At 73.8% G+C, this 22,398-nt stretch carries 19 protein-coding genes and 1 pseudogene; 4 read left to right on the top strand and 16 right to left on the bottom strand.

Translation table 11 applies throughout. The annotated features are described in order from the left end of the window. Window positions 1-129 precede the first annotated feature (129 nt). The 8 genes from AC067A_RS26835 to AC067A_RS26800 all read right to left on the bottom strand — a co-directional run bounded on the left by AC067A_RS26835 (window position 130) and on the right by AC067A_RS26800 (window position 10,580). The gene (locus AC067A_RS26835) at window positions 130-2,550 is read right to left on the bottom strand and encodes an arylsulfatase (protein ID WP_479245047.1); all 2,421 of its coding nucleotides are present in this window, start codon (window positions 2,548-2,550) and stop codon (window positions 130-132) included. Then, window positions 2,547-3,476: a formylglycine-generating enzyme family protein gene (locus tag AC067A_RS26830; RefSeq protein ID WP_479245046.1), complete on the bottom strand. Its 930-nt coding sequence runs from the start codon at window positions 3,474-3,476 to the stop codon at window positions 2,547-2,549. The genes AC067A_RS26835 and AC067A_RS26830 overlap by 4 nt, the downstream gene beginning before the upstream one ends. After that, window positions 3,473-5,305 (bottom strand): ABC transporter ATP-binding protein, encoded by a 1,833-nt coding sequence (locus AC067A_RS26825; RefSeq protein ID WP_479245045.1) that lies wholly within the window; start codon window positions 5,303-5,305, stop codon window positions 3,473-3,475. Before AC067A_RS26825 ends, AC067A_RS26830 begins: the two co-directional genes overlap by 4 nt. Then, the gene (locus AC067A_RS26820; protein ID WP_479245044.1) at window positions 5,302-6,186 is read right to left on the bottom strand and encodes an ABC transporter permease; all 885 of its coding nucleotides are present in this window, start codon (window positions 6,184-6,186) and stop codon (window positions 5,302-5,304) included. Before AC067A_RS26820 ends, AC067A_RS26825 begins: the two co-directional genes overlap by 4 nt. Further along, the gene (locus tag AC067A_RS26815) at window positions 6,183-7,127 is read right to left on the bottom strand and encodes an ABC transporter permease (protein ID WP_479245043.1); all 945 of its coding nucleotides are present in this window, start codon (window positions 7,125-7,127) and stop codon (window positions 6,183-6,185) included. Before AC067A_RS26815 ends, AC067A_RS26820 begins: the two co-directional genes overlap by 4 nt. A 1-nt stretch (window position 7,128) precedes the next feature. Beyond that, window positions 7,129-8,721 carry an ABC transporter substrate-binding protein gene (locus tag AC067A_RS26810; protein ID WP_479245042.1) on the bottom strand — a complete coding sequence of 531 codons (1,593 nt, stop codon included), beginning with the start codon at window positions 8,719-8,721 and terminating at the stop codon, window positions 7,129-7,131. Between the two features lie 481 nt (window positions 8,722-9,202). Beyond that, a complete protein-coding gene (locus AC067A_RS26805) occupies window positions 9,203-9,274 on the bottom strand; it encodes a putative leader peptide (protein WP_329625827.1) in 72 nt (23 codons plus the stop codon). Between the two features lie 76 nt (window positions 9,275-9,350). After that, entirely contained in the window at window positions 9,351-10,580 is a 1,230-nt protein-coding gene (locus AC067A_RS26800; protein ID WP_479245041.1) for an ROK family protein, read from the bottom strand. A 722-nt stretch (window positions 10,581-11,302) separates the two neighbouring features. Here AC067A_RS26800 and AC067A_RS26795 point away from each other — a divergent pair. Then, window positions 11,303-12,310, top strand: coding sequence for a TauD/TfdA dioxygenase family protein (locus AC067A_RS26795; RefSeq protein WP_479245040.1), 1,008 nt, complete (start codon window positions 11,303-11,305; stop codon window positions 12,308-12,310). Between the two features lie 96 nt (window positions 12,311-12,406). Here AC067A_RS26795 and AC067A_RS26790 read toward each other — a convergent pair whose 3' ends face one another. Continuing rightward, on the bottom strand, window positions 12,407-12,778 hold the full coding sequence (locus tag AC067A_RS26790; RefSeq protein WP_479245039.1) for a cupin domain-containing protein: 372 nt from the start codon (window positions 12,776-12,778) through the stop codon (window positions 12,407-12,409). Between the two features lie 283 nt (window positions 12,779-13,061). On the opposite strand from AC067A_RS26790, the gene AC067A_RS26785 reads away from it, so the two are divergent. Then, entirely contained in the window at window positions 13,062-13,505 is a 444-nt protein-coding gene (locus AC067A_RS26785; protein ID WP_479245038.1) for an SPW repeat protein, read from the top strand. Window positions 13,506-13,844: 339 nt separating this feature from the next. Beyond that, on the top strand, window positions 13,845-15,134 hold the full coding sequence (locus tag AC067A_RS26780) for an ATP-binding protein (protein ID WP_479245037.1): 1,290 nt from the start codon (window positions 13,845-13,847) through the stop codon (window positions 15,132-15,134). Here AC067A_RS26780 and AC067A_RS26775 read toward each other — a convergent pair. Next, window positions 15,112-16,050 carry a carbohydrate kinase family protein gene (locus AC067A_RS26775; RefSeq protein ID WP_479245036.1) on the bottom strand — a complete coding sequence of 313 codons (939 nt, stop codon included), beginning with the start codon at window positions 16,048-16,050 and terminating at the stop codon, window positions 15,112-15,114. The two genes, AC067A_RS26780 and AC067A_RS26775, sit on opposite strands and share 23 nt — an antisense overlap. 282 nt (window positions 16,051-16,332) lie before the next feature. On the opposite strand from AC067A_RS26775, the gene AC067A_RS26770 reads away from it, so the two are divergent. Beyond that, window positions 16,333-16,884 (top strand): YdeI/OmpD-associated family protein, encoded by a 552-nt coding sequence (locus tag AC067A_RS26770; RefSeq protein ID WP_479245085.1) that lies wholly within the window; start codon window positions 16,333-16,335, stop codon window positions 16,882-16,884. 75 nt (window positions 16,885-16,959) lie between these two features. Here the strand turns inward: AC067A_RS26770 and AC067A_RS26765 are convergent, their stop codons facing one another. The 6 genes and pseudogenes from AC067A_RS26765 to AC067A_RS26740 form a co-directional block, all read right to left on the bottom strand. Then, window positions 16,960-17,529, bottom strand: a complete 570-nt coding sequence (locus AC067A_RS26765) for a GNAT family N-acetyltransferase (RefSeq protein WP_479245035.1) — start codon at window positions 17,527-17,529, stop codon at window positions 16,960-16,962. 261 nt (window positions 17,530-17,790) lie between these two features. Beyond that, window positions 17,791-18,801 (bottom strand): MerR family transcriptional regulator, encoded by a 1,011-nt coding sequence (locus AC067A_RS26760; RefSeq protein ID WP_479245034.1) that lies wholly within the window; start codon window positions 18,799-18,801, stop codon window positions 17,791-17,793. Between the two features lie 3 nt (window positions 18,802-18,804). Next, window positions 18,805-19,476, bottom strand: a complete 672-nt coding sequence (locus tag AC067A_RS26755) for a HEAT repeat domain-containing protein (RefSeq protein ID WP_479245033.1) — start codon at window positions 19,474-19,476, stop codon at window positions 18,805-18,807. Window positions 19,477-19,585: 109 nt separating this feature from the next. After that, window positions 19,586-19,711, bottom strand: a pseudogene (locus AC067A_RS26750) (PPOX class F420-dependent oxidoreductase); the annotation flags it as partial. A gap of 78 nt (window positions 19,712-19,789) precedes the next feature. Beyond that, complete coding sequence (locus AC067A_RS26745; protein ID WP_479245032.1) at window positions 19,790-20,917, bottom strand: ABC transporter substrate-binding protein; 1,128 nt, start codon at window positions 20,915-20,917, stop codon at window positions 19,790-19,792. Between the two features lie 170 nt (window positions 20,918-21,087). After that, entirely contained in the window at window positions 21,088-22,293 is a 1,206-nt protein-coding gene (locus AC067A_RS26740; RefSeq protein ID WP_479245031.1) for a threonine synthase, read from the bottom strand. Window positions 22,294-22,398: the final 105 nt, after the last annotated feature.

Below are 22,398 nucleotides of genomic sequence, written 5' to 3'. Positions count from 1 at the left end.
TTGTGCCTGGGGGGCGCGCCGTTCGGCCTGGGGTTTTCCCCTGGGGGTGTCCTGCCGACCGGGCCCGGCTCGCGGGGCCTGGCCTGATCGGCAGGACACCCCCTGGCGGCAGGTCCCGCGCCCCTCTCGTCATTCGAAGGAGGCCGCGGCCTCCTTCAGCGCGGCGGCGATCGTCTCGGGTGCGTCGGGCCCCGGGGCGCCGGGGCGGTAGGTGACGGAGTGGAGGCGACCGGTGAAGCGGAAGGAGCGGTGGCGTTCGAAGAGGGGCCAGGAGACGGGGGACTTGCGGTCGATGCCGACGCTGATGCCCTGGAAGGGGGCCATGCCGATGAGCTGGTGGACGGGGTCGGGTGCGGCGCGGAGTTCGCCGTCGACGGTGACGGTGAACCGCCAGCGCAGCCCTTCCTCGGCGGTGGCGGCGAGGAGGATCGCGTGGGGTCCGGCGGCGAGGGGGCCGGCGTCGGTCTCGTGGAGGGTGCCGTACTCGTTGTAGGCGAAGGCGAGGCGGCCGTCCTCGACGTACAGGCTGTAGCCGCCGCCCTGGTCGCCGTGGGAGACGAGGACGCCGTCACCGGTCTCGTCGACGGACACGGCGATCTCGAAGGAGCGCAGGGAGACGAGCCGGGAGGAGCGGTAGCGCTCCAGTTCAGGGGTGCCGGGCAGCAGGGTGAGGGGGCGGCCGAGGCGCTGTTCGGCGGGGTCGCGGCGGGCGAGGGCGCCGCTGTGGTCGGGCAGCGGGAAGACTCCGTTGCGCCAGGCCGCCTCCTCCCAGGCCGTCGACAGCTCCTTGACGAGTTCGGGGCGCTCGGCGGCCAGGTCGTGGATCTCGGTGGGGTCGGTCCGGATGTCGTACAGGGCCCATTCGGTGTCGTCGTACGGCGTGCCGGGGCGGTGGAGGGTGACGAGCTTGTGGCCGTCGCGGTAGTGGCTGCGGTTGCCCGTCATCTCGCAGTACTGCTCGGGGTGGGTGGAGGCGTGGGCGGGGTCGGTGAGGACGGGTGCGAAGTCGGTGCCGTCGGGTTCCTGGAGGGGGACGCCCCGGCGGGTCCCGGGGCGGGTGAGGCCGGCGAGTCCGAGGAGTGTGGGGGCGATGTCGGTGACGTACTGGTACTGGGGGCGCAGGCCGGTGCCGAGCCGGCCGTCCCTTACTCCGTCGGGCCAGGACAGGACGAAGGGCACGCGGACGCCGCCCGCGTAGGTGTGGCCCTTGTAGAGGCGGAAGGGGGTGTTGGAGGCCATGCCCCAGCCGCGCGGGTAGTGGACGAGGCTGCGGGGCCCGCCGATGAGGTCGGGGTCGCGGTCGACGTCGGGGTTCCAGTCGCCGGGGAGGCGGGGGTGGTGGACGAAGCGGCTGAAGTAGGAGCGGGTGCCTTCGAGGCCGCCCTCGCCGGTGCCGCCGTTGTCGGAGGTGAAGACGATGATGGTGTTGTCGAGTTCGCCGAGGGCGGCGAGGGTGTCGGTGAGCCGGCCGAGGTTCTGGTCGATGTTGTCGACGAGGGCCGCGTAGACCTCCATGTAGCGGGCGTAGAGCCGCTGTTGTCCGTCCGTGAGGGAGTCCCAGGCGGGGACGTCGAGTCCGGCCTCGCTGTTGCGCTCGGGCAGTTCGGTGCCGGGCGGGAAGAGTCCGGCGGCGAGCTGGGCGGCGAACCGCCGCTCGCGCAGGGCGTCCCAGCCGTCGTCGTAGCGGCCCCGGTGGCGGGCGATGTCCTCGGCCTTGGCCTGGAGGGGGCCGTGGACGGCGTTGTGGGCGAGGTAGAGGAAGAAGGGCTTGTCCGGGTCGTGGGCGCGGAGCGACTTCACCATGGCGATCGCCTCGTCGGTGATGTCGTCGGTGTAGTAGTAGTCGTCGGGGAAATCGTCGACGTCGAGCGGGCTGTTGTCCCGGACGAGCTGGTGCGGGTGGAAGAGGCTGGTCAGGCCTTCCAGGACGCCGTAGTAGCGGTCGAAGCCCTTCTGGAGCGGCCAGTTGCCCCGGTGGTCGGCCGCGTGGGAGGCGGAGTCGCGGACGAGGTGCCATTTGCCGACGGCGTAGGTGGCGTAGCCGGCGTCGTGGAGGAGTTCGGCGAGGGTGGGGATGTCGTCGGCGATCTCCATGCCGTAGCCGGGGAACCCCGGATCGGCGTTGGCGACCATGGCGTAGCCGACGCGGTGCGGGTTGAGGCCGGTGAGCAGGGCAGCGCGGGCCGGCGAGCAGAGCGGCATGGTGTGGTAGTTGGTGAGCCGCACGCCCGCGTCGGCCAGGCCGTCGAGGACCGGTGTGGGGATCTCGGAACCGAAGGGGCCGATGTCGCTGAACCCCATGTCGTCGACGAGGACCACGACGATGTTGGGGGCCTTGGCCGGCGGGGTGGTACGGGTGGGCCAGGCGGGCTCGGAGTCGGCGAAGGTGCGACCGATCCGGCCGGGGAAGCCCTCGTAGGGGTCGCGTCGCGTGTCCACGGGCCGGGTGCTCTCGGGCCGGGTGCTCTCGGCCCCGACGTTCTCGGGCCGGGTGTTCTCGCGCCGGGCGTTCTCCGGCTCGGTGGGGCGGGGCGGGGTGCCGGTGGTCATGGGGAGGCGGGTCCTTCCGGGGGGAGCGTGCGGGCGGTGCGGAAGCCGCCGTGGCCGGTCGAGGAGTCGGGCGTGTTGTGGGAACGGGCGGCGACCCGGTAGCGGTTGCAGTAGGAGGCGTGGCACAGGTACGAGCCGCCGCGGATGACGCGCTCTCCCGGGCCGAAGGCGTCCGCGCACCACTCCCAGACGTTGCCCGAGGTGTTGTGCAGACCGTGGCCGTTGGGCGGGTACGCGGTGACGGGGACGGTTCCGGTACGGCCTCCGGGCCGGTCGGAGCGGTGCGGGAAGTCGCCGGTCCAGATGTTGCACCTCTCGCGGCCGCCGGGGGTGAGGTCGTCGCCCCACGGGTAGCGCGCTCCGTCGAGGCCTCCGCGGGCCGCGTACTCCCATTCGGCCTCGGTCGGCAGCCGGTCGCCCGCCCAGGCGCAGTAGGCGAGGGCGTCGTCGTGCGAGACGTGCACGACAGGGTGGTCGGCGCGTTCTTCGAGGTCGGACCCGGGGCCTTCGGGCGCGTGCCAGGAGGCACCGGTGACACCCAGCCACCACGGCGCCCGCGGGACCCGGCCGAGGACGTGGCGTTCGGCGGCAGGGTGGAGCAGGAGGTGGAAGACGAAGGAGGAGCCGAGGCGTTCCGCGTCGGTGCGGTACCCGGTGGCCGTCACGAACCGCGCGAAGCGGGCGTTGGTGACGGCGGTGGCGTCGATCGCGAAGGGGGCGACGGTCACCTCCCGCACCGGTCCCTCCCGGTCGGCGCGGTATCCCTCGTCGAAGGCGTCGCCCATCCGGAACGTGCCGCCCGGCAGCTCCACCATGGGGTGGGGCGCCGGTGCGGTGCGTACGGCCGGCGGCGGCAGGAGCTCCGGTGTCGCCGGGGGGCCGGCGGAGCCCGTACAGCCGCGGCCGGGGGTGCAGCAGGCGGTCACGCGGACACCGCCTCGGGTGCGGCCGTCAGCGGTACGGGTTCGGGCGCGGCGGCGAGGAGGGCGCGGGTGTAGGGGTCGCGGGGGTGTTCGCAGAGGTCGTCGGCGTCGCCGGTCTCCACGACACGGCCCTCGTGCATGACGGCGATGCGGTGGCTGACCTGACGGACGACGGCCAGGTCGTGGGCGATGAAGACGAGGGCGAGGCCCAGGTCACGCTGGAGGTCGGTGAGCAGGCCGACGATCTGCGCCTGGACGGAGACGTCGAGCGCGGAGACGGGTTCGTCGCAGATGAGGACGTCCGGTCCGGGGGCGAGGGCGCGCGCGATGCCGACGCGCTGGCGCTGGCCGCCGGAGAAGGCACGGGGGTGGCGGTCGGCGGCGGCCGGGTCGAGGCCGACGAGGCGCAGCAGCTCCGCGACCCGTTCGGCGCGCTCGGAGGGTGTGCCGACGCCGAAGGCGCGCAGCGGTTCGGCGACGATCTCCCCCACGGTCATGCGGGGGTTGAGGGAGGCGTACGGGTCCTGGAAGACCATCTGGACGCGGCGGCGTACGGCGTGCAGCTCCTTGCGGCCGGGGCGGGTGACGTCCTCGCCGTCGAGGAGGATCCGGCCGCCGTCGGACGGGTGGGCGTGGGCGAGGACCCGGGCGAGGGTCGACTTGCCGGAGCCGGACTCGCCGACGATGCCGAGGGTCTCCCCCGCGGCGAGGGTGAGGGAGACGCCGTCGAGGGCGGTGAAGGAACGGCGGCCGCGGCCGCGGTACGTCTTGCTGAGCCCTTCGGCGGTCAGGACGACGGCGCCGGGGGCGGGGCGGTCGATCCGCGCGGGCGGCGGGGGCGGGGGCAGCGGTTCGCCGCGTTCGGCGGCGGGGAGGCAGGCGGCGCGGACGGTGTCGGTGACGGCGGCGAGCGGCGGGGCGGTGGTGTGGCAGCGGTCCTCGGCGAGGGCGCAGCGGGCGGCGAAGGCGCATCCGGTGAGCGGGAGGGCGAGGTCGGGCGGGGTGCCGGGAATGCCGGTGAGGCGGGTGCCGGAGGGGGCGGAGAGGCGGGGGACGGCGGCGAGGAGCCCCGCGGTGTAGGGGTGGCGTGGGCGGGTGAGGACGTCGGCGGTGGGGCCGTCCTCGACGACCGTGCCGCCGTACATGACGAGGACGCGGTCGCAGGCGCGGGCGACGACGCCCATGTTGTGGGTGATGAGGACGAGCGCGGTGCCGGTGGTGCGGGTGAGTTCTCCGAGAAGGGTGAGGATCTGGTCCTGGACGGTGGCGTCGAGCGCGGTGGTGGGTTCGTCGGCGAGGAGGACGTCGGGTTCGCCCGCGAGGGCCATGGCGATCAGGACGCGCTGCCGCTGGCCGCCGGAGAACCGGTGGGGATGGTCGTCGAGGCGGCGCTCGGGGTCGGGGATGCCGACGAGCCGGAGCAGTTCGACGGCGCGGGCGCGACGGGTCCTCGCGTTCCGCTCGCCGTGCGCCCGCAGCACCTCGTCGAGGTGGCGGCCCACGGTGAGGACCGGGTTGAGGGCGGTCATCGGGTCCTGGAAGACCATGCCGACGCGGGCGCCGCGTACGGCCCTCAGGCGCTCCTCCCCCGCCGTGGTCAGCTCCTCGCCGTCGAGGCGGACCGAGCCGCCGGTGATCCGTCCGGTGCCGGGGAGCATGTGCAGCAGCGCGAGGGCGGTGGTGGACTTCCCGGAGCCGGACTCGCCGACGACGGCGAGGGTCTCGCCCCGGCGCAGGATGAAGGACACGTCCCGGACGGCGTGCAGGGTACCGCCGCCGGGAGTGGTGAACTCCACGTCCAGACCCTGTACTTCGAGGAGTGGGGCGGTCATCGGCGTATCTCCCGGTTCAGCGCCTCGGCGGTCAGGGAGAGGCCGAGGACGAGCGTGGTCACGGTCACGAGCGGTCCGGCGGCGAAGTGCGGGGCCTGGGCGAGGTAGGGCATCGACTGGCTGAGGACGGCGCCCAGGGTGGGTTCGGGGGGCCGGACGCCGACGCCGAGGAAGCTCATGGCGCCTTCCAGGAAGACGGCGACGGTGAGGGAGACGGCGATCTGGACGACGAGCGGGTCGGCGGCGTTGGGGAGGATGTGGCGGGTGAGGATCCGGCGTCCGGAGGTGCCGCCGACGCGGGCGGCGGTCACGTACTCCCGGCCGCTCTGGACGAGGATGCCGGTGCGCAGGAGCCGCCCGAAGGCGGGGATCTCGGCGAGCGCGATGACGAGGATCACGGGCAGCCGGCCGGGTCCGAGGACCGCGGTGACGGCGAGCGCGAGGATCAGCCCGGGGAAGGCGAGGATCAGGTCGAAGGCACGCTGGACGACGGTGTCGGCGACCGGGTGGGTGGCCGCGGCCAGCGCGAGGAGGCAGCCGAGGGCGGCTCCGAGCGGTACGGCGACGGCGATGATGCCGAGGTCCGCGCGGATGCCGTACAGCAGCCGGGCGAGGAGGTCGCGGCCGAGGTCGTCGGTGCCGAGCGGATGGCCGGGCGTGCCTGGTCCGGCGAGCGCGAGGGCGCTCTGGTCGGTCGGCCCGTGGCCGGCGAGGAGCGGGGCGAGGAACCCGGCGAGGACGACGAGCCCGACGAGGGCGAGTCCGGTCCGGCCACGGGCCGTGGCGAGGGCCGCCCGGTAGGGGTGGCGTGGCTTGCGGGCGGGGGCCGGTTCGCGGGCGGGGGCCTGCTTGCGGGCGGCGAGGGTGGTCATGGCGGTCACTCCCACCTGATTCGGGGGTCGAGCCAGGCGTGGACGAGGTCGGTGACGAGCTGGACGAGGACGAAGACGGTGACGAGGAGCAGCAGGAGGTCCTGGACGACGGGGTAGTCGCGGCGGGCCAGGGCCTGTTCGGCGAGCCAGCCGAGGCCGGGCCAGGCGAAGATCGCCTCGACGAGGACGGCGCCGCCGAGGAGGTGACCGGTCTGCATGCCCAGGAGGGTGACGACGGGCGGGAGGGCGTTCGGCAGGGCATGCCGCCAGAGCAGGCGGCGGGGCGCGATGCCGGCGGCCGTCGCGGTGCGGATGTGGTCCTCGGCGAGGGTCCGTTCGATGCCGTCCTTGAGGTAGCGGCCGAGGACGGCGGCGCTCGGCAGCGCGAGGCAGAGGGCGGGCAGCAGCAGGTACTGGACGCCGAGGTCGGGTGCGGTGAGGAGGGGCACGCGGCCGCCCGGGGGCAGGACGCCGAGGAGGACGGCGAAGACGAGGACGAGGAGGACGCCGGTGACGAAGGGCGGGACGGCGAGGGCTCCGGTGGTGAGCACTCGTACGGTGCCGAGGATCCAGCGGTTGCGGGAGGTCGCGCCGAGGATGCCGAAGGCGGCTCCGAGGGCGACGACGAACAGCAGGGCCCCGAGGGTCAGTTCGACGGTGGCGCCGAGCCCGTCGGCGATCAGGTCGGCGGTCTGGCCGCCGATCGCGTAGGACGGGCCCAGGTCTCCGGTGAGGAGGCCGCCGATCCATCGCAGGTACTGGGCGGGCAGCGGCTCGTCGAGGCCGAGCCGGGCTCGGATGGCGGCCTCGGTGGCGGGGCTCGCGTCGGGGCCGGCGAGGACGGCGGCGGGGTCGCCCGGGACGAGGCGGAGGAGGGCGAAGGCGAGGAAGGAGGCGACGAGGAGGACGAGGAGGGCGGAGGGAAGTCTCCGCAGCAGGTAGCGGCGCACGTCAGTCCACCAGATGGGCGTCGTCGAGGTTGAGGTAGGAGAACTTGTTGAGCGTGACGCCGCGGAGCTTGACGGAGGAGACCTGGACGGAGCCGCGGATGACGAGGTCGATGATGAACGCCTCGTCGAGCAGGGTGTCGGTGATCCGCTGCCGCAGGGTGTTGGCGCCGGCTCCCGTGGCGGGTCCGGTCCAGGCCTCCCGGACGACCTTCGTGTAGGCGGCGGAGCGGAACCTGGAGGTGTTCTTGGCCTCGTTGAAGGGGTAGGCGCTGACGGCGAGGGTGGAGGGCTGGACCTGGGCGAAGCCGTGGCCCATGGTCCACAGGCCGGGCATGGTCTGGGCGATGAGGTGCTTCTGCGCGGTGGCCGGGTCGGTGGGCTGGAGGGTGGCCTGGACGCCGATCTGCTTCAGGTCGTACTGGACGGCTTCGGCGACCGCGGTCTCGCCGGGCAGGTTGACGTGGAGCAGCGGCAGGTCGAGCCGGGTGTGCCCGGCGGACTTGAGCAGCTCGCGGGCCTTGCCGGGGTCGTACGTGTAGTGGGTGCGGCCCGCTTCGGTGAAGGCCGGCGAGGACTTGGGCCACGGGGTGGCGGAGGCGAGGCCGTAGCCGCCGAGGACCTGCTTGAGGATCCGCTCGCGGTCGATGCCCCAGGCGAGGGCCTGCCGGACGGTCTTGTCGTCCAGCGGCGCGACGGTGGTGTTGACGCCGAGGTAGTAGGCCCCGCCGCCGGTGGAGTACTCGCTGACGGCGAGCCCGGGGGTGGACTTGACGACCCCGAGGTTCTTGCCGGGGACGCTGAAGGACAGCTGGGACTGCCCGCTGCGGAGAGAGGAGAGCAGCGCGTCGGCCTGGGGCACGACCCGGAACTCGACCGCGTCGAGGTAGGGACGGCCGGGCTGCCAGTACGTCTCGTTGCGGGTGAGGCCGAGCCCCGCTCCGGGGCTCCACTTGGTGAGCCGGAACGGCCCGGTGCCGTTCAGCCTCTTGCCGCTGACGGCGTCCTCGACGCTGTGCCGGTCAGTGATGATCATGAATTCGAAGAGGTCGAAGAGGTTGTTCACCGGGTGGGCGAGCTTGAGGACCAGCTCGTGGTCGCCGCGCTTCTCGAAACCGGTCACGGCCGCCGCCGTCGCTCTCAGCTGGGCTGCCCTGAGCGGGTTCTGGAGGTTCTTCACCGCGAAGATCACGTCGTCGGCGGTGAACGGCCGTCCGTCGTGGTAGGTGACGCCCTCGCGCAGCTTGAGCGTGACGGACCGGCCGCCCTCCGCGTACTGCCAGGAGGTGGCGAGTTCCGGCTGCGGCCGCAACCGGTCGTCGTAGCGGGTGAGGGTGTTGTAGATCAGCCGGTGCTGGAGCGACTGCCCGCTCTGGGCGAACAGCAGGCTGGGCGTGAAGTCCGTGTTGACGGCGACGGTGAGGGTACCGCCCCGGCGGGGCTCCGCTCCCGCCTTGCCGGCGGGCGCCCCGGTCTCGGAGACCGCCGAGCGGCAGCCGGCGAGGCCGAGGCCGAACAGCAGGGTGCCGCCGCCCGCGGCGCGCAGGGTGGTGCGCCGGGTCAGGGCGGAGGGCGTGGAGGAGTACAGCTCGGTCATCGATGCCTGCCTGTGAAGGGAGAAGGCCGCAGGGCGCACGGATTCGTTCCGCTGCGGAAGGAAGGGAGGAAGTAAGTAAGGGAGGGAGGGCGGGCGGGCGGCCACGGGTCGCGCGGAGCGAGGCCGGGGCGTACGGAAGAACGGAAGGGTGTGCGACGTCGTGGGCGATACGGGGTGCGCGGTCACGGCGTCATGGCCTCACCGCGTCAGGACCCTCAGGACCTCAGGACCTCAGGACCTCAGTCCGGACGTCAGGACGTCAGGACGTCAGGACGTCAGGCGAGCACGGCTTCGCTCGACCACGACGGCGCTCGACGAGCGGGCCGCGCGTCCACGGCCGTCGGCGAGTCGAGCGGAGCACGACGGGGCCGCGTGACGGGGAACGGCGGACCGCCCGCGTTCGGAGCGGCGGGGGCGGTGAGGTGGTCGGGGCGGCTACGGCGACCGGCGCCGGGGTCGGGCGCCGGGAGGGCCGCCGGGGTCAGACGCGGACGGCACAGACCGCGCTGGCCTGCCGACAGAGGTCGACGTGCCTGCGGGAGATGAGGCGCATGTCCGGATTCACGGGAGCAATATGACAGCGGCTTCGCGGGGCGGTCAACCGGGGTTGACCGCATTCTGAGACGACATCAGACACGACCCTCTTCACTCGTCCACTCGCCGACCGTCTCAAAAGGCCTCCTGAACAGGGGATTCAGCAGAACCGTGCCCGCCGCGACGGGCAGCGTGGCTGGTCCGGCATGTGGACTGACGATGCGTTCGGGGTCGTCGCAGACGTGCGAGAGGTCGATCGCGGCGCCCCGGATCTCCTCCAGGTAGTCCGGTTCGAGCACGCTGGACTGCTCGGTCACCACGACCAGATCGGGGTTCAGGACGTCCAGGAGCAGGGCGACCGCGCGGCCGACCGCCCGGGCCCGTTCGCGCAGCAGCCGGTCGGCGCGCCGGTCCCCGGCCGCCGCCGCGTCCACGACCAGGGAGGTGTCGGGCTCGGGCACGATGCCGCGGCGTACGGCGGTGAGCCCGACGGCGGCGTTCGAGGCGGTCGCCTCCAGGCAGCCCGAACGCCCGCAGGGGCAGAGGGCGGTGGAGTCCGGGACGGGCAGGTGGGCCACGTCCCCGGCCGCCGCCCCCGGTCCCTGGTGGACGACGCCGGCGAGGCCCACGGCCGCGTCGACGACGTTGCCGACGAAGAGATGCACCAGGCTGCGACGGGCGGCGGGCCGCCCGAAGAGGATCTCCGACTGCGCGATGGAGCGGGCGTGGTTGTCGACGCGCACCGTACGCCCGCCCAGGCCGCGGGCGAGTTCGGCGGCGAGCGGCCGACGGCGCCAGCCGAAGGCGTCATGCCGCACCACCACGCCTTCGGCGGGGTCGACCCACCCGCCGACCGCGGCACCGACGCCGAACAGCGGCCGCCCCCGCGTGTGTTCGTCGAGGAAACCGCGCAGTTCGCGGGCGACGGTCGACGGCAGGACGTCCGGCGCGACGCCGCCATGGGGAAAGGTACGGCGGGCCAGGACCTGGCCCCGCAGGTCGACGAGGGCGAACGTCGAGGCGGGGACACCGAGGTGGACACCACCCGCCACGGGGCCGCCGGAGGGCCCGACGTGCAGGTCGACGGGCATCCGGGGCCGGCCCACTCCCCCGCCGCCGGCGAGTTCGGGCAGTTCGCGCAGGAGGCCGAGGCGGGCGAGGTCGGTGGCCTGCCGGGAGACGGCGGCCGGACTGAGGCCGGAGAGCCGCGCGACGGCGCCGCGGGCGACCGGTCCGTGGTCGAGGACGGTCCGCAGCACGCTGGCGGCGTTCGCCTCGCGCCGTCCGTCACCGGCCATCCGGGGGCCGTGCGGGGTGGTGGTCATGGGGGCCTCTCTCGTCGCTTTCCTGATGGACACTCTGATCACTGTGCGGCGGTGATCACTGTTGCGGCGGTGTGAATTCCCGGGGCCGAATGTGGCGCGGCCCCCGTCCGGGCTTCCGGGAGGGCTGCGACCTCGCTCGGGCGCGGGATCGCCCCAGGTCGGAAGCGGTCCGGAGCGGTACGAGGGTGGGGCGCGGGGCCCCGGGGCAGGCGCCGATTCAACCACCGGGGAGGGCCGTTCGGGGAGCGGGCGGTCGCTTGACGTGCGGCGGCGGCCACTGCGAGGCTCCGGGACATGTTCGCGACCTCCTCCTGTCCCGCCCTCCACGGCGCCTGATCCTCGCGACCTCCTCGCGTGGTCGGTTCACCGCCCGCGATCCCGCGTTCGCCACCTGACGGGGCACACCCCTCCGCCACCCGGCACGCACCCGTCGCACTCCCGGACCACACCTGGCGCTCGTCCCGCTCGTGGGCACCAGTCCCGCCCGCGTACGGGGTGCCGATCCCGCTCACCTACGGGGTACCAGCCCCGCTCGTGTACGGGGCGCCAGTCCCGCTCGCGTACAGGGCGCCAGTCCCGCTCGTGATCCCCACTCCCGCTCGCGGGCCTCGCACCTCTCATGGCGTTCCTGCATCCGTGCTTCGAACGCGACGTCCCGTCAGCTGATTACTTCCGCTCCGGAATTAATTCCGGAGCGGCCCCGCCCTCCGAAAGGACCCGCCATGTCCACCGCCACCACCACGATCACCGTTCAGAAGGTCGGCGGCCGCCTCGGCGCCGTCATCTCCGGCGTCCGCCTCGGCGGCGACCTGCCCGCCGAGACCGTCGCCGAGATCCGTGCCGCCCTCCTCGCCCACAAGGTGGTCTTCTTCCGCGGCCAGGACCACCTGGACGAGGAGGACCACGAGGCCTTCGGCCGGCTCCTCGGCACGCCCGTCGCGCACCCCACCGTCCCCTCGGCCGACGGACGTTACTCCTTCCCGATCGATTCGGACTACGGCGGCCGCGCCAACCAGTGGCACACCGACGTGACCTTCGTCCCCGCCTACCCCGCCTTCTCGATCCTGCGCGCGGTCGTCATCCCGCCCTACGGCGGCAACACCCTGTGGGCCAACACGGCGACGGCGTACGAGAAGCTCCCCGAGCCGCTGCGGGCCCTCGCCGACAGCCTCCGCGCCGTGCACTCCAACGACTACGACTACGCGGCCCTGCGTCCCGGTGTCCTGCCGGAGCAGCTGGAGCAGTTCCGCAAGGTCTTCGCGTCGACGAAGTACCTCACCGAGCACCCCGTGGTGCGCGTCCACCCGGAGACCGGTGAACGCACGCTGCTGCTCGGCAACTTCGTGCAGCGCATCAGCGGCCTGACCGGAGCCGACTCCCGCGCACTGCTCTCGCTCTTCCAGGCGCACGTCGAGCGCCCGGAGAACACCGTGCGCTGGCAGTGGCAGGTCGGCGACGTGGCCATCTGGGACAACCGCGCCACCCAGCACTACGGCGTGGACGACTCCGACGACCACGACCGCAAGCTGCGCCGGGTCACCATCGACGGCGACGTGCCGGTCGGCGTCGACGGCCGCTCCTCGGTGCTGCTCGCACCCGAGACGGTCCCGGAGCCGGGCTTCGGCATCGCCTCCGGCGCCTCGTCGGCCGAGGCCGCCCCGTCAGCCAAGGCCGTCCCGTCGGCCGAGGCCGTCCCGTCGGCCGCCGCGAAGGAGTCGGCCGGCGCATGACGAGCGCCCCGCCCGGGTGCTCGTGGTCCTCACCGGCGAGAAGGGCGGGACACCACGGGCACCCACGGCGGGGGCCGTCGGACAGGAGGGGCGGGGTCAGGAGGAGGCCGGCAGGGCGTAGTCGGTGAAGCCGACCCAGTCCAGGGCGACGCAGGGTTCGTCGCCGAGGACCCAGGCGTCGTGCCCGGGGGTGACCCGCATGAAGTCGCCGGCGCCGAACTCGGCCGACTCGCCGTCGTCCATGACGACCTTCATCCGGCCGCTGACGACGTATCCGACGTGCGACGCCTGACAGCTGTCGGTGCCGGCGATCGGCTTGACGTGCTTGGACCACTGCCAGCCCGGCTCGAAGACGGCACGACCCACCGAGCCGTCGTCACTGGTGAGCAGGTCGAGCCTGCCCTTGTCGTCCTCGAAGGAACGGGTTTCGTCCGCTTCGTCGAAGCTCTTCCGTACGATGCCGGCCATCTTGCACTCCCGGCGGGGAAAGGGCGGGCCCCCGAGTCCTCTTCCAGGCTACGCCGGGACCGGCGCCCTCACCCCTGCGCGGCGGCGGTTCGCTTCTGCATCGAGATTTTCGGGGCCGAGGCCCCGCGCTTGGCGGATCCCGGCATATCGCCGGCCCGAATTCTGTAGACATCCCGTACCGGTCAGACCTACACATAAAGGACAGATAAGCGCACAATGAAAACGCGGCAAAGAATGCCGCCACTGCGGTCAGACGTCCATCACGCCGAAGGAGGCGAGTCGTATGGCCGACGTCTCTCACCGTCCTGGTGATATCGCGGGGCACCCCGACGCGCCGGAGATGCGGGACAGGTACGCCCGGATGCTCCAGACCCGAGGTGTCGCGGCGGTCGAGGAACTCGTGATCCTCGCCGGCGTCTACGCCGCGATCTCCGCGTGGACGGTGCACTTCTCCGCCGCCCAACCGGAACTCGCCATCAGCAACCTGGTCGTCGGCATCGCACTCGCGGTCCTCGGCCTGTGTATGTCGATGGCTCCCGAGCGGTCGCAGGACCTGAACTTCGTCGTACTGCTCATGGGCGTGTGGCTGATCGTCTCCCCGTGGGTCGTCGCGCGGAACCCCGACACGGGCATGATCCTCAGCAACGTGATCACCGGTGCGTGCGTGTGCCTGTTCTCGCTCACGGCCGGCGGGCTGCTCATGTCCAAGCGGAGGATGACGACCTGATCACCACGCGTCCCCCGCACCACCCATCCGTTGATCCTCTCCTGGAACGGCGGCACCTTCATCCCCCGGAGGTGTCGCCGTTCACCGTTCCTGTCCGGGAACGGCCGACGGTCCTCCCGTCACCCGTCGCCCTTCACCCGTCACCCGTCACCCATCACCCGTCGGTCTCCGGGAGATGCACTCCCGGGGCTCGCGCCGGTGCACGGAGCGCGTGCATAGAGCCGGTACGGAGCGTTTGGCCGTGCCGCCTTGTGCACCGTGGCGCAGGACCCGCTCCCGTCGCCCCGCCTAGCCTCGCCGCACGGGACGCGACGGCACCAACGAGGGGCGGAACCACCGGTGAACTGGCACATCCACGACTACCGCGAGAGCGATCTCGCCGCTGTCGTCCATCTGATCGACACCACCGCCGAGCTCGGGCAGGAGTCCGTGTTCTCGCTCGCCGAGTGCATCGGCGCCCTCACCAGCAGGGAGCCGGCCGTGGTCGCCGTCCACCAGGGCGTGCCCATCGGGGCCGCGCTCGCCTGCGTCTCCGGGGAGCGGGCGTGGGTCATGCGCGTCGCGATCTCGTCGGCGTGGCGAGGCCGGGGCCTCGCCAGCGCCCTGCTCGTGGAGCTGGAGCGGCGGCTCGTGGCCGCTCGGGTCGGGCGGATCGCGTACGTGCTGCCGGAGGAGGAACTCCTCGGCGAGGGGCTGCTGAACGCCGGGTACACGCGCCGGCCGGCCGTCGCCTACTTCGAGAAGGCGGAGCCGCTGCACGGCCCCGCCGCCGGGCTCCTCGACGACCTGGGCGGCCGGCTGCTGCCCGGCGACCTGTGGGCGAAGGTGGCCGGGATGGAACGCGAGAAGGACCTGATCGAGCGGCGGGTGGTCCTGCCACTCGCCGAGCCGGAGCGGGCCACCCGGCACGGCGTGCGGCCGCCGCGGGCGGTCTGTCTGTTCGGCCCGCCCGGCACCGGGAAGACGACGTTCGCGCGCGGGATCGCCTCCCGGCTCGGCTGGCCGTTCGTCGAGATCCTGCCGTCCCGGCTCGCCGACGAGGGGAACCTCGCCGCCGCCCTGCGGTCCGCGTTCGCACGGATCGCCGAGCTGGAACGGGCCCTCGTCTTCATCGACGAGGTGGAGGAGATCGCCCCGGTCCGCTCGGAGCCCGCGCAGCCCGGCGGCATGCACGGGGTGACGAACGAACTCCTCAAGCTCATACCGGGGTTCAGGGAGCGCGACGAGCGTCTCCTCGTCTGCGCCACCAACTCGATCCGCTCCCTCGACCCGGCGTTCCTGCGCCCCGGCCGGTTCGACTACCTGATCCCGATCGGTACGCCGGACAAGGCGGCGCGGGCGGCGATCTGGGCCCGCTACACCGACGGGCGCACGGACGTCGACATCGACGAACTCGTCCTGGCGAGCGACCTGTTCACCCCCGCCGACATCGAGCACGCGGCCCGGATCGCCGCTCAGGCCTCCTTCGAGCGGGACCTGATCTCCGCCGGCGGGCGCGGCGGGGACGACCCGGTGCCGGGCGCGAGCACGGCGGACTACCTGGCGGCGATCGGGCAGTGCCGGCCGACGGTCACGCCGGACATGATCGAGCAGTTCACGTCGGACATCACGACACACGCACGGATCTGACGACGACGTCGCACTCCTCGCCCGCCGCGTCCAGTTCGTCCCGGTCCGGCGGCCGCGCCCCGGCCCGGGACACGGTGACGGCCGCCGCGGCGGCCGCCCTCCGCAGCAGCCGGGCGAGGTACTCGGCGCCGAGCCCGTCGAGGTCCGCCCCGGCACGGAAGGCGAGGGTGTCGAGGACGGCGGACATGAAGGAGTCGCCCGCGCCGACGGTGTCCACGACGGAGACCGCCGGCGCGTTCGCGGTGACCGTGGCCCGGCGGGTGACGGCGAGCGAGCCGTCGGCGCCGCTGGTGACCAGGACGGCCTCCGGGCCGAGGTCGAGCCATCGTGCGGCGACCGCGCGCGGGTTCTCGCCCGGGTAGAGCCAGGCGAGGTCCTCGTCGCTGGCCTTCACCAGGTCGCTGAGGGCGACACAGCGTTCGACGCGTGCGACCGCCTCGGCGTGGTCCCCCATCAGTGCGGGACGCACGTTCGGGTCGTAGCTGACCGTGGCCCGGCCCCGAAGCCCTTCGACCAGGGCCAGCACGGCCGTCGCGCCGGGTTCGGTCACGGCCGCGATGGATCCGATGTGGACGTGGGCGGGCGCCGGGTCGGGCCGCGCGGGTTCCGCCTCCAGCGTCCAGGCGATGTCGAAGGCGTACGTGGCCCGGCCCTGCGCGTCGAGGCCGACGACCGCCGACGGGGTACGGACGGGTACGCCGCCGACCTCCACCCGTACGCCCGCCCCCCTGAGGTGGTCGCCGATCAGCCGCCCGGCGTCGTCGTCGGCGAGCTGCGTGAGCAGGGTGACCTCCCGGCCCAGCCGGGCGAGGCCGTACGCGACGTTGGCGGGGCTGCCGCCCGGATGGACGCGGTCGGCGGTGCCGGGGGCGCGGACGATGTCGGCGACGCACTCGCCGATCACCAGGAAGGACATGCGGGCGGAACTCCTCGGCTCGGGCGTCCCGGTACGGCCGCCGGCTGGACGCCGACCCCCTGCCGGACGGACCCGCAGATGGTACGCCGTCCCGCCGCGCGGGTGCTCGGTGCGAAGCCGCGTCGCAGCGCGCGCGTTCGGTGCGAAGCCGCGTCCAGGACCCGTCCGGGGTGCCTAGGGTGGTCGGCACGGGAAGCCGCCCGGGTCACCGGCGGCTTCGGGACGGAACGGGGAGGGGATCTTCCGGTGGAACCGGTGGACACGGTCGAGGGGCTCGCGGTCATGGCCTTCGGCGACGGCAAGGAGATGGAGGCCTGGCTGGAGACGCACCACGGGGACACGCCCGGCATCTGGCTCCTGCTCGCGAAGAAGGGCGCGGAGCTCCCGTCGCCGACCGCTGACGAGATCCTCGACGGCACGCTGGTGTACGGCTGGATCACGGGCAAGCGCATCACGCGCGACGAGCGGACCTATCTCCAGAAGATCACGCCTCGCCGGCCCCGCAGCCTCTGGTCCCAGGTCAACGTGCGCCAGGTCGAGGCACTCACCGCCGCCGGCCGCATGCGCGAGCCGGGCCTCGCCGAGGTGCGGGCCGCGCAGCGGGACGGGCGCTGGGAGGCCGCGTACCCCTCCCAGAAGGACGCCACCGTGCCCGACGACCTGGCGGCCGCCCTGGCGGCCGACCCCCGGGCCGCCGAGGCCTTCGAGGCCCTCGGCAAGACCGACCGCTACCTCGTGGTCCTCAGCCTGTTGCAGGCCCGCACGGCCAGGACGAGGGCGGCCCGCCTGGAGCGGGCGGTGACGGCGCTGGCGGCGGGCGAGGGGCGGCGCTGAGCCGAAGGGTTCGCCGGGTCCGGAGGCCCGGTTGCCAGGCCCTGCGGGCCGCGGTACCGGCGTCGGGACCCGGTGTCAGGTCCTCGGTCGGGCGGCGGTGAGGACGCGGGGCACGTCCTCGGGGCGGGCGTCGGCGTTCCGGCGCCGCCGGTACAGGACCTGGTGGGCGTCCCATTCCACGAAGGACTCGGCGTGCTCCAGGCCGACGGCCTCCAGGAGCCGACGGGACCTGTGGTTGGCCTCCTGGGTGACCGCGACCACGCTGGGCGCGGTCTCCAGGGCCCGCGCGACGGCCGCGCCGACGGCCTCGCGCGCGTAACCGCGCCCCCAGTGCTCGGGAAGGAACTGGTACGAGACCTCCGTCTCGCCGCCCCACCCCTCGTCCTCCACGGTGACGAGGCCGAGGAGCACGCCGTCCTCGGCCCGGACCACCGCGTGGAAGCCGGGCGCCCCGACGATCCGGCGCTGCCGTATCCGGACGACCGACTCGATGACGGGACCGCCGAGGTGGTGCCGTACGTCGGGATCGGTCCACAGCCGCGTCACGGCCGGTACGTCACCGTTCCGGACGGGCCGCAGGACCAGCCGCTCGGTGACGAGCGGCTGCGGGCCGGAGTGCGGGAGGACGGTCACGTCTCCGATCATCTCAGGAGGGGAGCGCGGCCGGGAGCGGGGCAGCGGTACTCCGGGCCGCCGCCGCGGATGACGGGGACGAGGCCGCGCAGGGCGGGTCCCGCGGCGATCAGCGTGGTCGCGGCGACGGCCGGCACTCCCCGGCGCCGCGAGCCTGGCGGGACTTTCCGGACAGGTCCTGGGATCCGTCGGCGGACGGTTCGTCGGCTCCGCGGCCGTCGCAGCCTGATCGGCGGCCCGCCGGGCCTTCCAAAGAGGCGGCGGGCGGCGGGGTCACCGCCCGTCGCGGAGGCGGAGGAGGTACGTGGCGGTCAGGGCGACGGCGCGGTCCTCGTCCTGTGACAGGGCGAGGAGGGCGGCTGCCGCCCTCGGCCCCGGGACGGAGTCGAGGGCCTGGGTGAGCCGGCCGCGGGCGGCGGCCCCGGTGGCGGCGTCGGCGAGGCGGTCGAGGAGCCGGCTCGCGATGCGGTCCGCCGTCGGGGCGTCGCTCGCGAGGACGCTGAGCGCGTCGGCCGCGTCGGTGTCGTTCCGTCCTTCCACGATCATGTCGACGAGCGTGGGGACCGCGTCGGCCACGCCGTGCGTCCCGAGCGCCAGGGCCGCCTGGCCTCGGACGACGGCGTCGGGGTGCGCGAGGGACTGCCGCAACCGGTCGGTGGCCTCGTCGGCGGGAAGGACCGCGAGCTCGGCGAGGGAGCGCACGGCACGCTCCCGCACGGCGGCCACCGGTGAGTCGAGGCCGCGGGCGAGGAGCGCCGGGACGCCGTCGCCCGATCGCGCCAGCGCCCACCGAAGGGCTCCGGCGACGTTCGGTTCCGTCTCGTTCAGCACCGCGTCGACGAGCGCCTCCACCGGAACCGGAACGTCGTCGGCGGCGAGGGCCGCGCGCTGGCGCACGTCGGCGCTCTGCGAGCCCAGCGCCTGGAGCAGCGCGACGACCTGGAGGACGTCCTCCCAGCCCCCGGGCTCCGCGGCGTCGATCCGGCGCAGCCGGGTGAGCAACTCGGTCTCCGCCGCGATCCGTTCGCGCGTCCGGCGGACGAGGTCGCCGACGAGTTCCGAGGGCGCGAACCCGGGGTCGTCGAGGGCGCGCCCGATCTCGCGCAGCGAGAGTCCCAGCGACCGCAGGCTCTCGATGTGGAAGATCCGCCGGATGTCGTCCCCGGAGTACTCTCGATAGCCGGAGCCCGTACGGCCGGAGGGCCGCACCAGGCCGAGCGACTCGTAATGCCGGAGCATGCGGGCACTGACCCCGGAGCGTCGCGCCACCTCACCGATCAACACGCCTCATCGTCCCTCCCGGTCCGAGCCGCCCAGAGCGACGACACGCTTCGCCTCCTCGATCGCGTGGCCGAATCCGGTGTCCGGGTCGCGCAGCAGCCGCAGCGTGGCGAGCGCGTGCGCCCGCACGCCGGGGTCGGGTGCCGTCGTCGCGGTGCGCAGAGCGGGCTCGATCGGCTCGCCGAGCGCGACGAGCGCCCGGCTGAGGCTCAGCTGCGTCTCGCGCTCGCCGCGCCCGAGCTGGGTCGCCAGTACCTCGGCCAGGGCGGGCTCCTCGCCTTCGGGCGCGAGCACCACCGCGGCCCGCCAGGCACTCCGCGCCACCTCGTCGTCCGCGTCGGTCAGGAGCGTCCGGGTGATCTCCGGCCACGCCTGCCGGTCCCCGATCTTGGACAGGGTGTGCAGCGCCTGACTCCGCGCCTGCGCACGCTCCGAGCGCAGTTCGCGCAGGAGCTCGGGGAGCGTCACGGACACCGGGTGCCGGGTGAGCGCCCAGGTCAGCATGTCGCGGACGAAGAACTCGGGCTCGATGGCGCACCGTTCCACCAGCTTGCCGACGAAGCCCGGGTCGGGTGTCGTGCCCAGCGCCAGCGCGGCCCTCAGCCGCACCGAGGACGAAGCGTCCCCGAGCTGCCGCAGCGCTCCCGCGCCCTCCGTGTCCTGCCTCGTGATCGTCATCGAGACCACCTCCTGGCAAGCAGTGAAGACCTTGTCACCGTGTCAAGGTCAAACACCGCCGGCCGGCCCGTCACGGTCCGGGTGGGCGCGCCCGGGCCCGGGAACGCCCTCAGCCGTCGACGTCGAGCGCCGTCCCGTACGGGTGGGACACCTTCAGGCGGATGACGACGCGGCGCTCGTCGACCGGCTGCCACAGGAACGGGCCCTCGTCCCGGGGCCGCGCGGCCCCGGGGATCCGCGGGCTTGGTCATGCCGTGATCAACTCGCCCCCGTGTTCGGGCATTCCGCGCCTTCCGGACGTCGCCGCGGTCGCTCATCCCGTGTGGAGGGTCCGCAGGTCACCGGGGGCCGCCGGGTCCCGGTCGACGACCTGGACCGGAGGCCAGGCCCACTGCCACACGTCGATGCCGGACGGTCGGGAGAACCGGATCGGACCGCGGGTGCCGTCGACCGCCACCCGTGGCCAGGACGCGGCGACGGCCGCCCGGTCCGTGCCGTGCGCGCGCAGCGCCTCCGCGAGGACGGTGACGGTGTCCCAGCCCTCGTAGGCGACGAAGGACGGCTCTGTGCCGAGCTGTTCGCGGAGTTCCCTGCCGACGCGTTCGCCGAGCGGACCGAGGCTCTCCGGCAGGTAGCGCAGGAACGGGATCCCGGCGCCGTCCTCGCCCAGCGCCGCGGCCCATCCGGCGAACTCCGGCTGTCCCGCGGGAGCTCCGATCAGGAGCTCGGCGAGCCGCCGGTCGCCGCGGACGGCCCGGACGATCGGCACCGCCGGCTCCGGATGGCCCACCAGCAGGAGCAGCGCTTGGGCGCCCCGCTCGACGAGCGCGTCGCACAGGGCCTCGGGGGCGAGCGCGTGCGCGTCGAGTTCGACGACGGTCCCGCCGTGGGGGGCGAGGTGCTCCCGCAGGATGCGGGTGCCGGTCGCCCAGTAGACGCTCGGCTGGGTCGCCACGGCGATCCGGCGGCGGCCCGCGCCGAGGAGGAAGTCCGCGTAGATCCGCCAGCCGCGGGACTGTGCCGGGGCCACGCGTGCGACCCATTCCGTCGGTGCGTCGGTGAGTGCGTCGAGCACCGCCGACGCGCACAGGAACGGCACACCGAGGGCGTCCGCCCGCGCGGCCGCGGCGCGGGCGACGACGCTGTGGTACTCGCCGACCACGGCGACCACACCCAGTCCGGCCAGTTCCTCCACGACCGCCGCGGCCCGCCGCGGATCGGCCGCGGTGTCCCGGACCACCAGCTCCAGCGGTCTGCCGTCGATCCCGCCGCCGCCGTTGACCTCGGCGACGGCCAGTTCGATTCCGGCGAGCAGGTGCCGGCCGGCCTCGACCCAGCCGGGCAGGGTCAGCGGGGCGAGGGCTCCCACGCGGACGGGCGGTCTGTCGGTGCCTCCCGCTCCGGACGGCGCGGGCGACGACGGTGGTCGCGGCGTGTTCATCGGTGTACTCCCCTGTGGCGATGCGGCGTCGGCGGGTCCGGGACCCCGGTGGCACGGTTGTGGAGAACGGGGGAACGGGGGTGCGGTACGGGGGTCCGGTCCCCTCACGTCCTCACTTCGAATGCCCCGGCCCCGGAGGACGAGGGTGCGCTACGGGTCCCCTCACGTCCTCACTTCGGATGCCCCGGCTCCGTGAGCGCGGCCTTGATCGACGGCCAGTCCGGGGCCGTCGGCGCGTAGGTGCGCCGGGCGGTGTCGACGTCCTTGTAGCCGCTGGAGGTGGCCACGCACACGACGGGTCCGTCGGTCTCGTGGGGCCCGTGCGCGCGGAAGCCGGCGAGGCCCGCGGCGGAGGAGGCCTCGAACCAGAGTCCGTGTGCGGCCAACTCGGCCTGCGCAGAAGCCATCTGCCGGTCCGTCACCGTTCGTGCGGCGCCGCCGGTCTCCCGGACGGCGAGGACACCCCGGTAGCTGTTGATCTCGCAGTCGATGGCGTAGGCGACGGTGGGGCCGACGGGGACGCGGGCGACGGGCCGACCGGTGCGGAGGGCCTCGGTGAGGGCGCCCGCGGCGGCGGGCTCGGCCGCGTACAAGCGGGGCACGGAGTCGGTGACGCCGAGCCGGGCGAGTTCCCGGAACCCCTTCGCCACGCCGAAGAGCAACTCCCCGTAACCCGTGGGGAGATGCACGGCCGCCGGGGCCCGTCCCAGGTCGAGTGCGATCTCGTAGGCGAGGGTCTTGTAACCCTCGGGGCCGAAGGGGTGCCCGGTGTGGGCGGAGTCCGTGACGCTGCTGACGCTCTGGAAGCCGAGCTCGCCGACGATCCGGCGCATCAGCGGGCGGACCGACTCGCGCGGCACGGTCAGCACGGTCGCCCCGTACGCGCGCAGGTGCGAGGCGACGGCGGGCGGCGCGTCCGGGGACGTGAACACGGCACACGGCAGCCCGGCGCGGGCCGCGTAGGCGGCGGCCGCCGCGCCGTGGTTGCCGGAGGAGGAGACCACGATGCCGCGCGCGCCCGACGCGACGGCCGCGCTGACCGCCACCCGGTTCAGCCGGTCCTTGTGGCTCCACGTGGGGTTGCGGGACTCGTCCTTGATCCAGATCCCGTCGGCGAGCTCGACCAGCGGCGTGTTCCCCTCCCCCAGGCCGGGCGCGGCGAGGGGCGGCAACAGCGGCGCCCACCGCTCCAGACCGTGGGCGGCGGGGCGGCTGAACAGGTCGGCCGGTACCTCGTCGTAGGCGTAGTCGATGTCGAGGGGGTACGCCACCTCGTCCGTCGAGGTGACGGGACAACCGCGCGTCAGCGGCGGCCAGAGCGGATGGCGCACGGACGGATCGGCGAGCGAACGCTGGGCGGTGGCGAGCGAGGTCACACGGTGCCTTTCTCGGTTCTCGGTGAGGGGCAGTGCCGGGGCGCTCCGGCGGCGGGTCCGTGCCGGGCCGTCCGGCGGGCGGACGGGGTCGTCCGTCCGGGCCGT

This window comes from Streptomyces sp. NPDC043176 (assembly GCF_056436715.1).
This window is presented reverse-complemented; position numbering and strand designations above follow the sequence as displayed.

Bases quoted from the DNA above. Each gene is read 5' to 3' on its own strand.
- AC067A_RS26835 (WP_479245047.1), bottom strand. From the start codon at position 2,550: ATGACCACCGGCACCCCGCCCCGCCCCACCGAGCCGGAGAACGCCCGG.
- AC067A_RS26825 (WP_479245045.1), bottom strand. From the start codon at position 5,305: ATGACCGCCCCACTCCTCGAAGTACAGGGTCTGGACGTGGAGTTCACC.
- AC067A_RS26810 (WP_479245042.1), bottom strand. From the start codon at position 8,721: ATGACCGAGCTGTACTCCTCCACGCCCTCCGCCCTGACCCGGCGCACC.
- AC067A_RS26800 (WP_479245041.1), bottom strand. From the start codon at position 10,580: ATGACCACCACCCCGCACGGCCCCCGGATGGCCGGTGACGGACGGCGC.
- AC067A_RS26795 (WP_479245040.1), top strand. From the start codon at position 11,303: ATGTCCACCGCCACCACCACGATCACCGTTCAGAAGGTCGGCGGCCGC.
- AC067A_RS26790 (WP_479245039.1), bottom strand. From the start codon at position 12,778: ATGGCCGGCATCGTACGGAAGAGCTTCGACGAAGCGGACGAAACCCGT.
- AC067A_RS26785 (WP_479245038.1), top strand. From the start codon at position 13,062: ATGGCCGACGTCTCTCACCGTCCTGGTGATATCGCGGGGCACCCCGAC.
- AC067A_RS26775 (WP_479245036.1), bottom strand. From the start codon at position 16,050: ATGTCCTTCCTGGTGATCGGCGAGTGCGTCGCCGACATCGTCCGCGCC.
- AC067A_RS26770 (WP_479245085.1), top strand. From the start codon at position 16,333: ATGGCCTTCGGCGACGGCAAGGAGATGGAGGCCTGGCTGGAGACGCAC.
- AC067A_RS26765 (WP_479245035.1), bottom strand. From the start codon at position 17,529: ATGATCGGAGACGTGACCGTCCTCCCGCACTCCGGCCCGCAGCCGCTC.
- AC067A_RS26755 (WP_479245033.1), bottom strand. From the start codon at position 19,476: ATGACGATCACGAGGCAGGACACGGAGGGCGCGGGAGCGCTGCGGCAG.
- AC067A_RS26745 (WP_479245032.1), bottom strand. From the start codon at position 20,917: ATGAACACGCCGCGACCACCGTCGTCGCCCGCGCCGTCCGGAGCGGGA.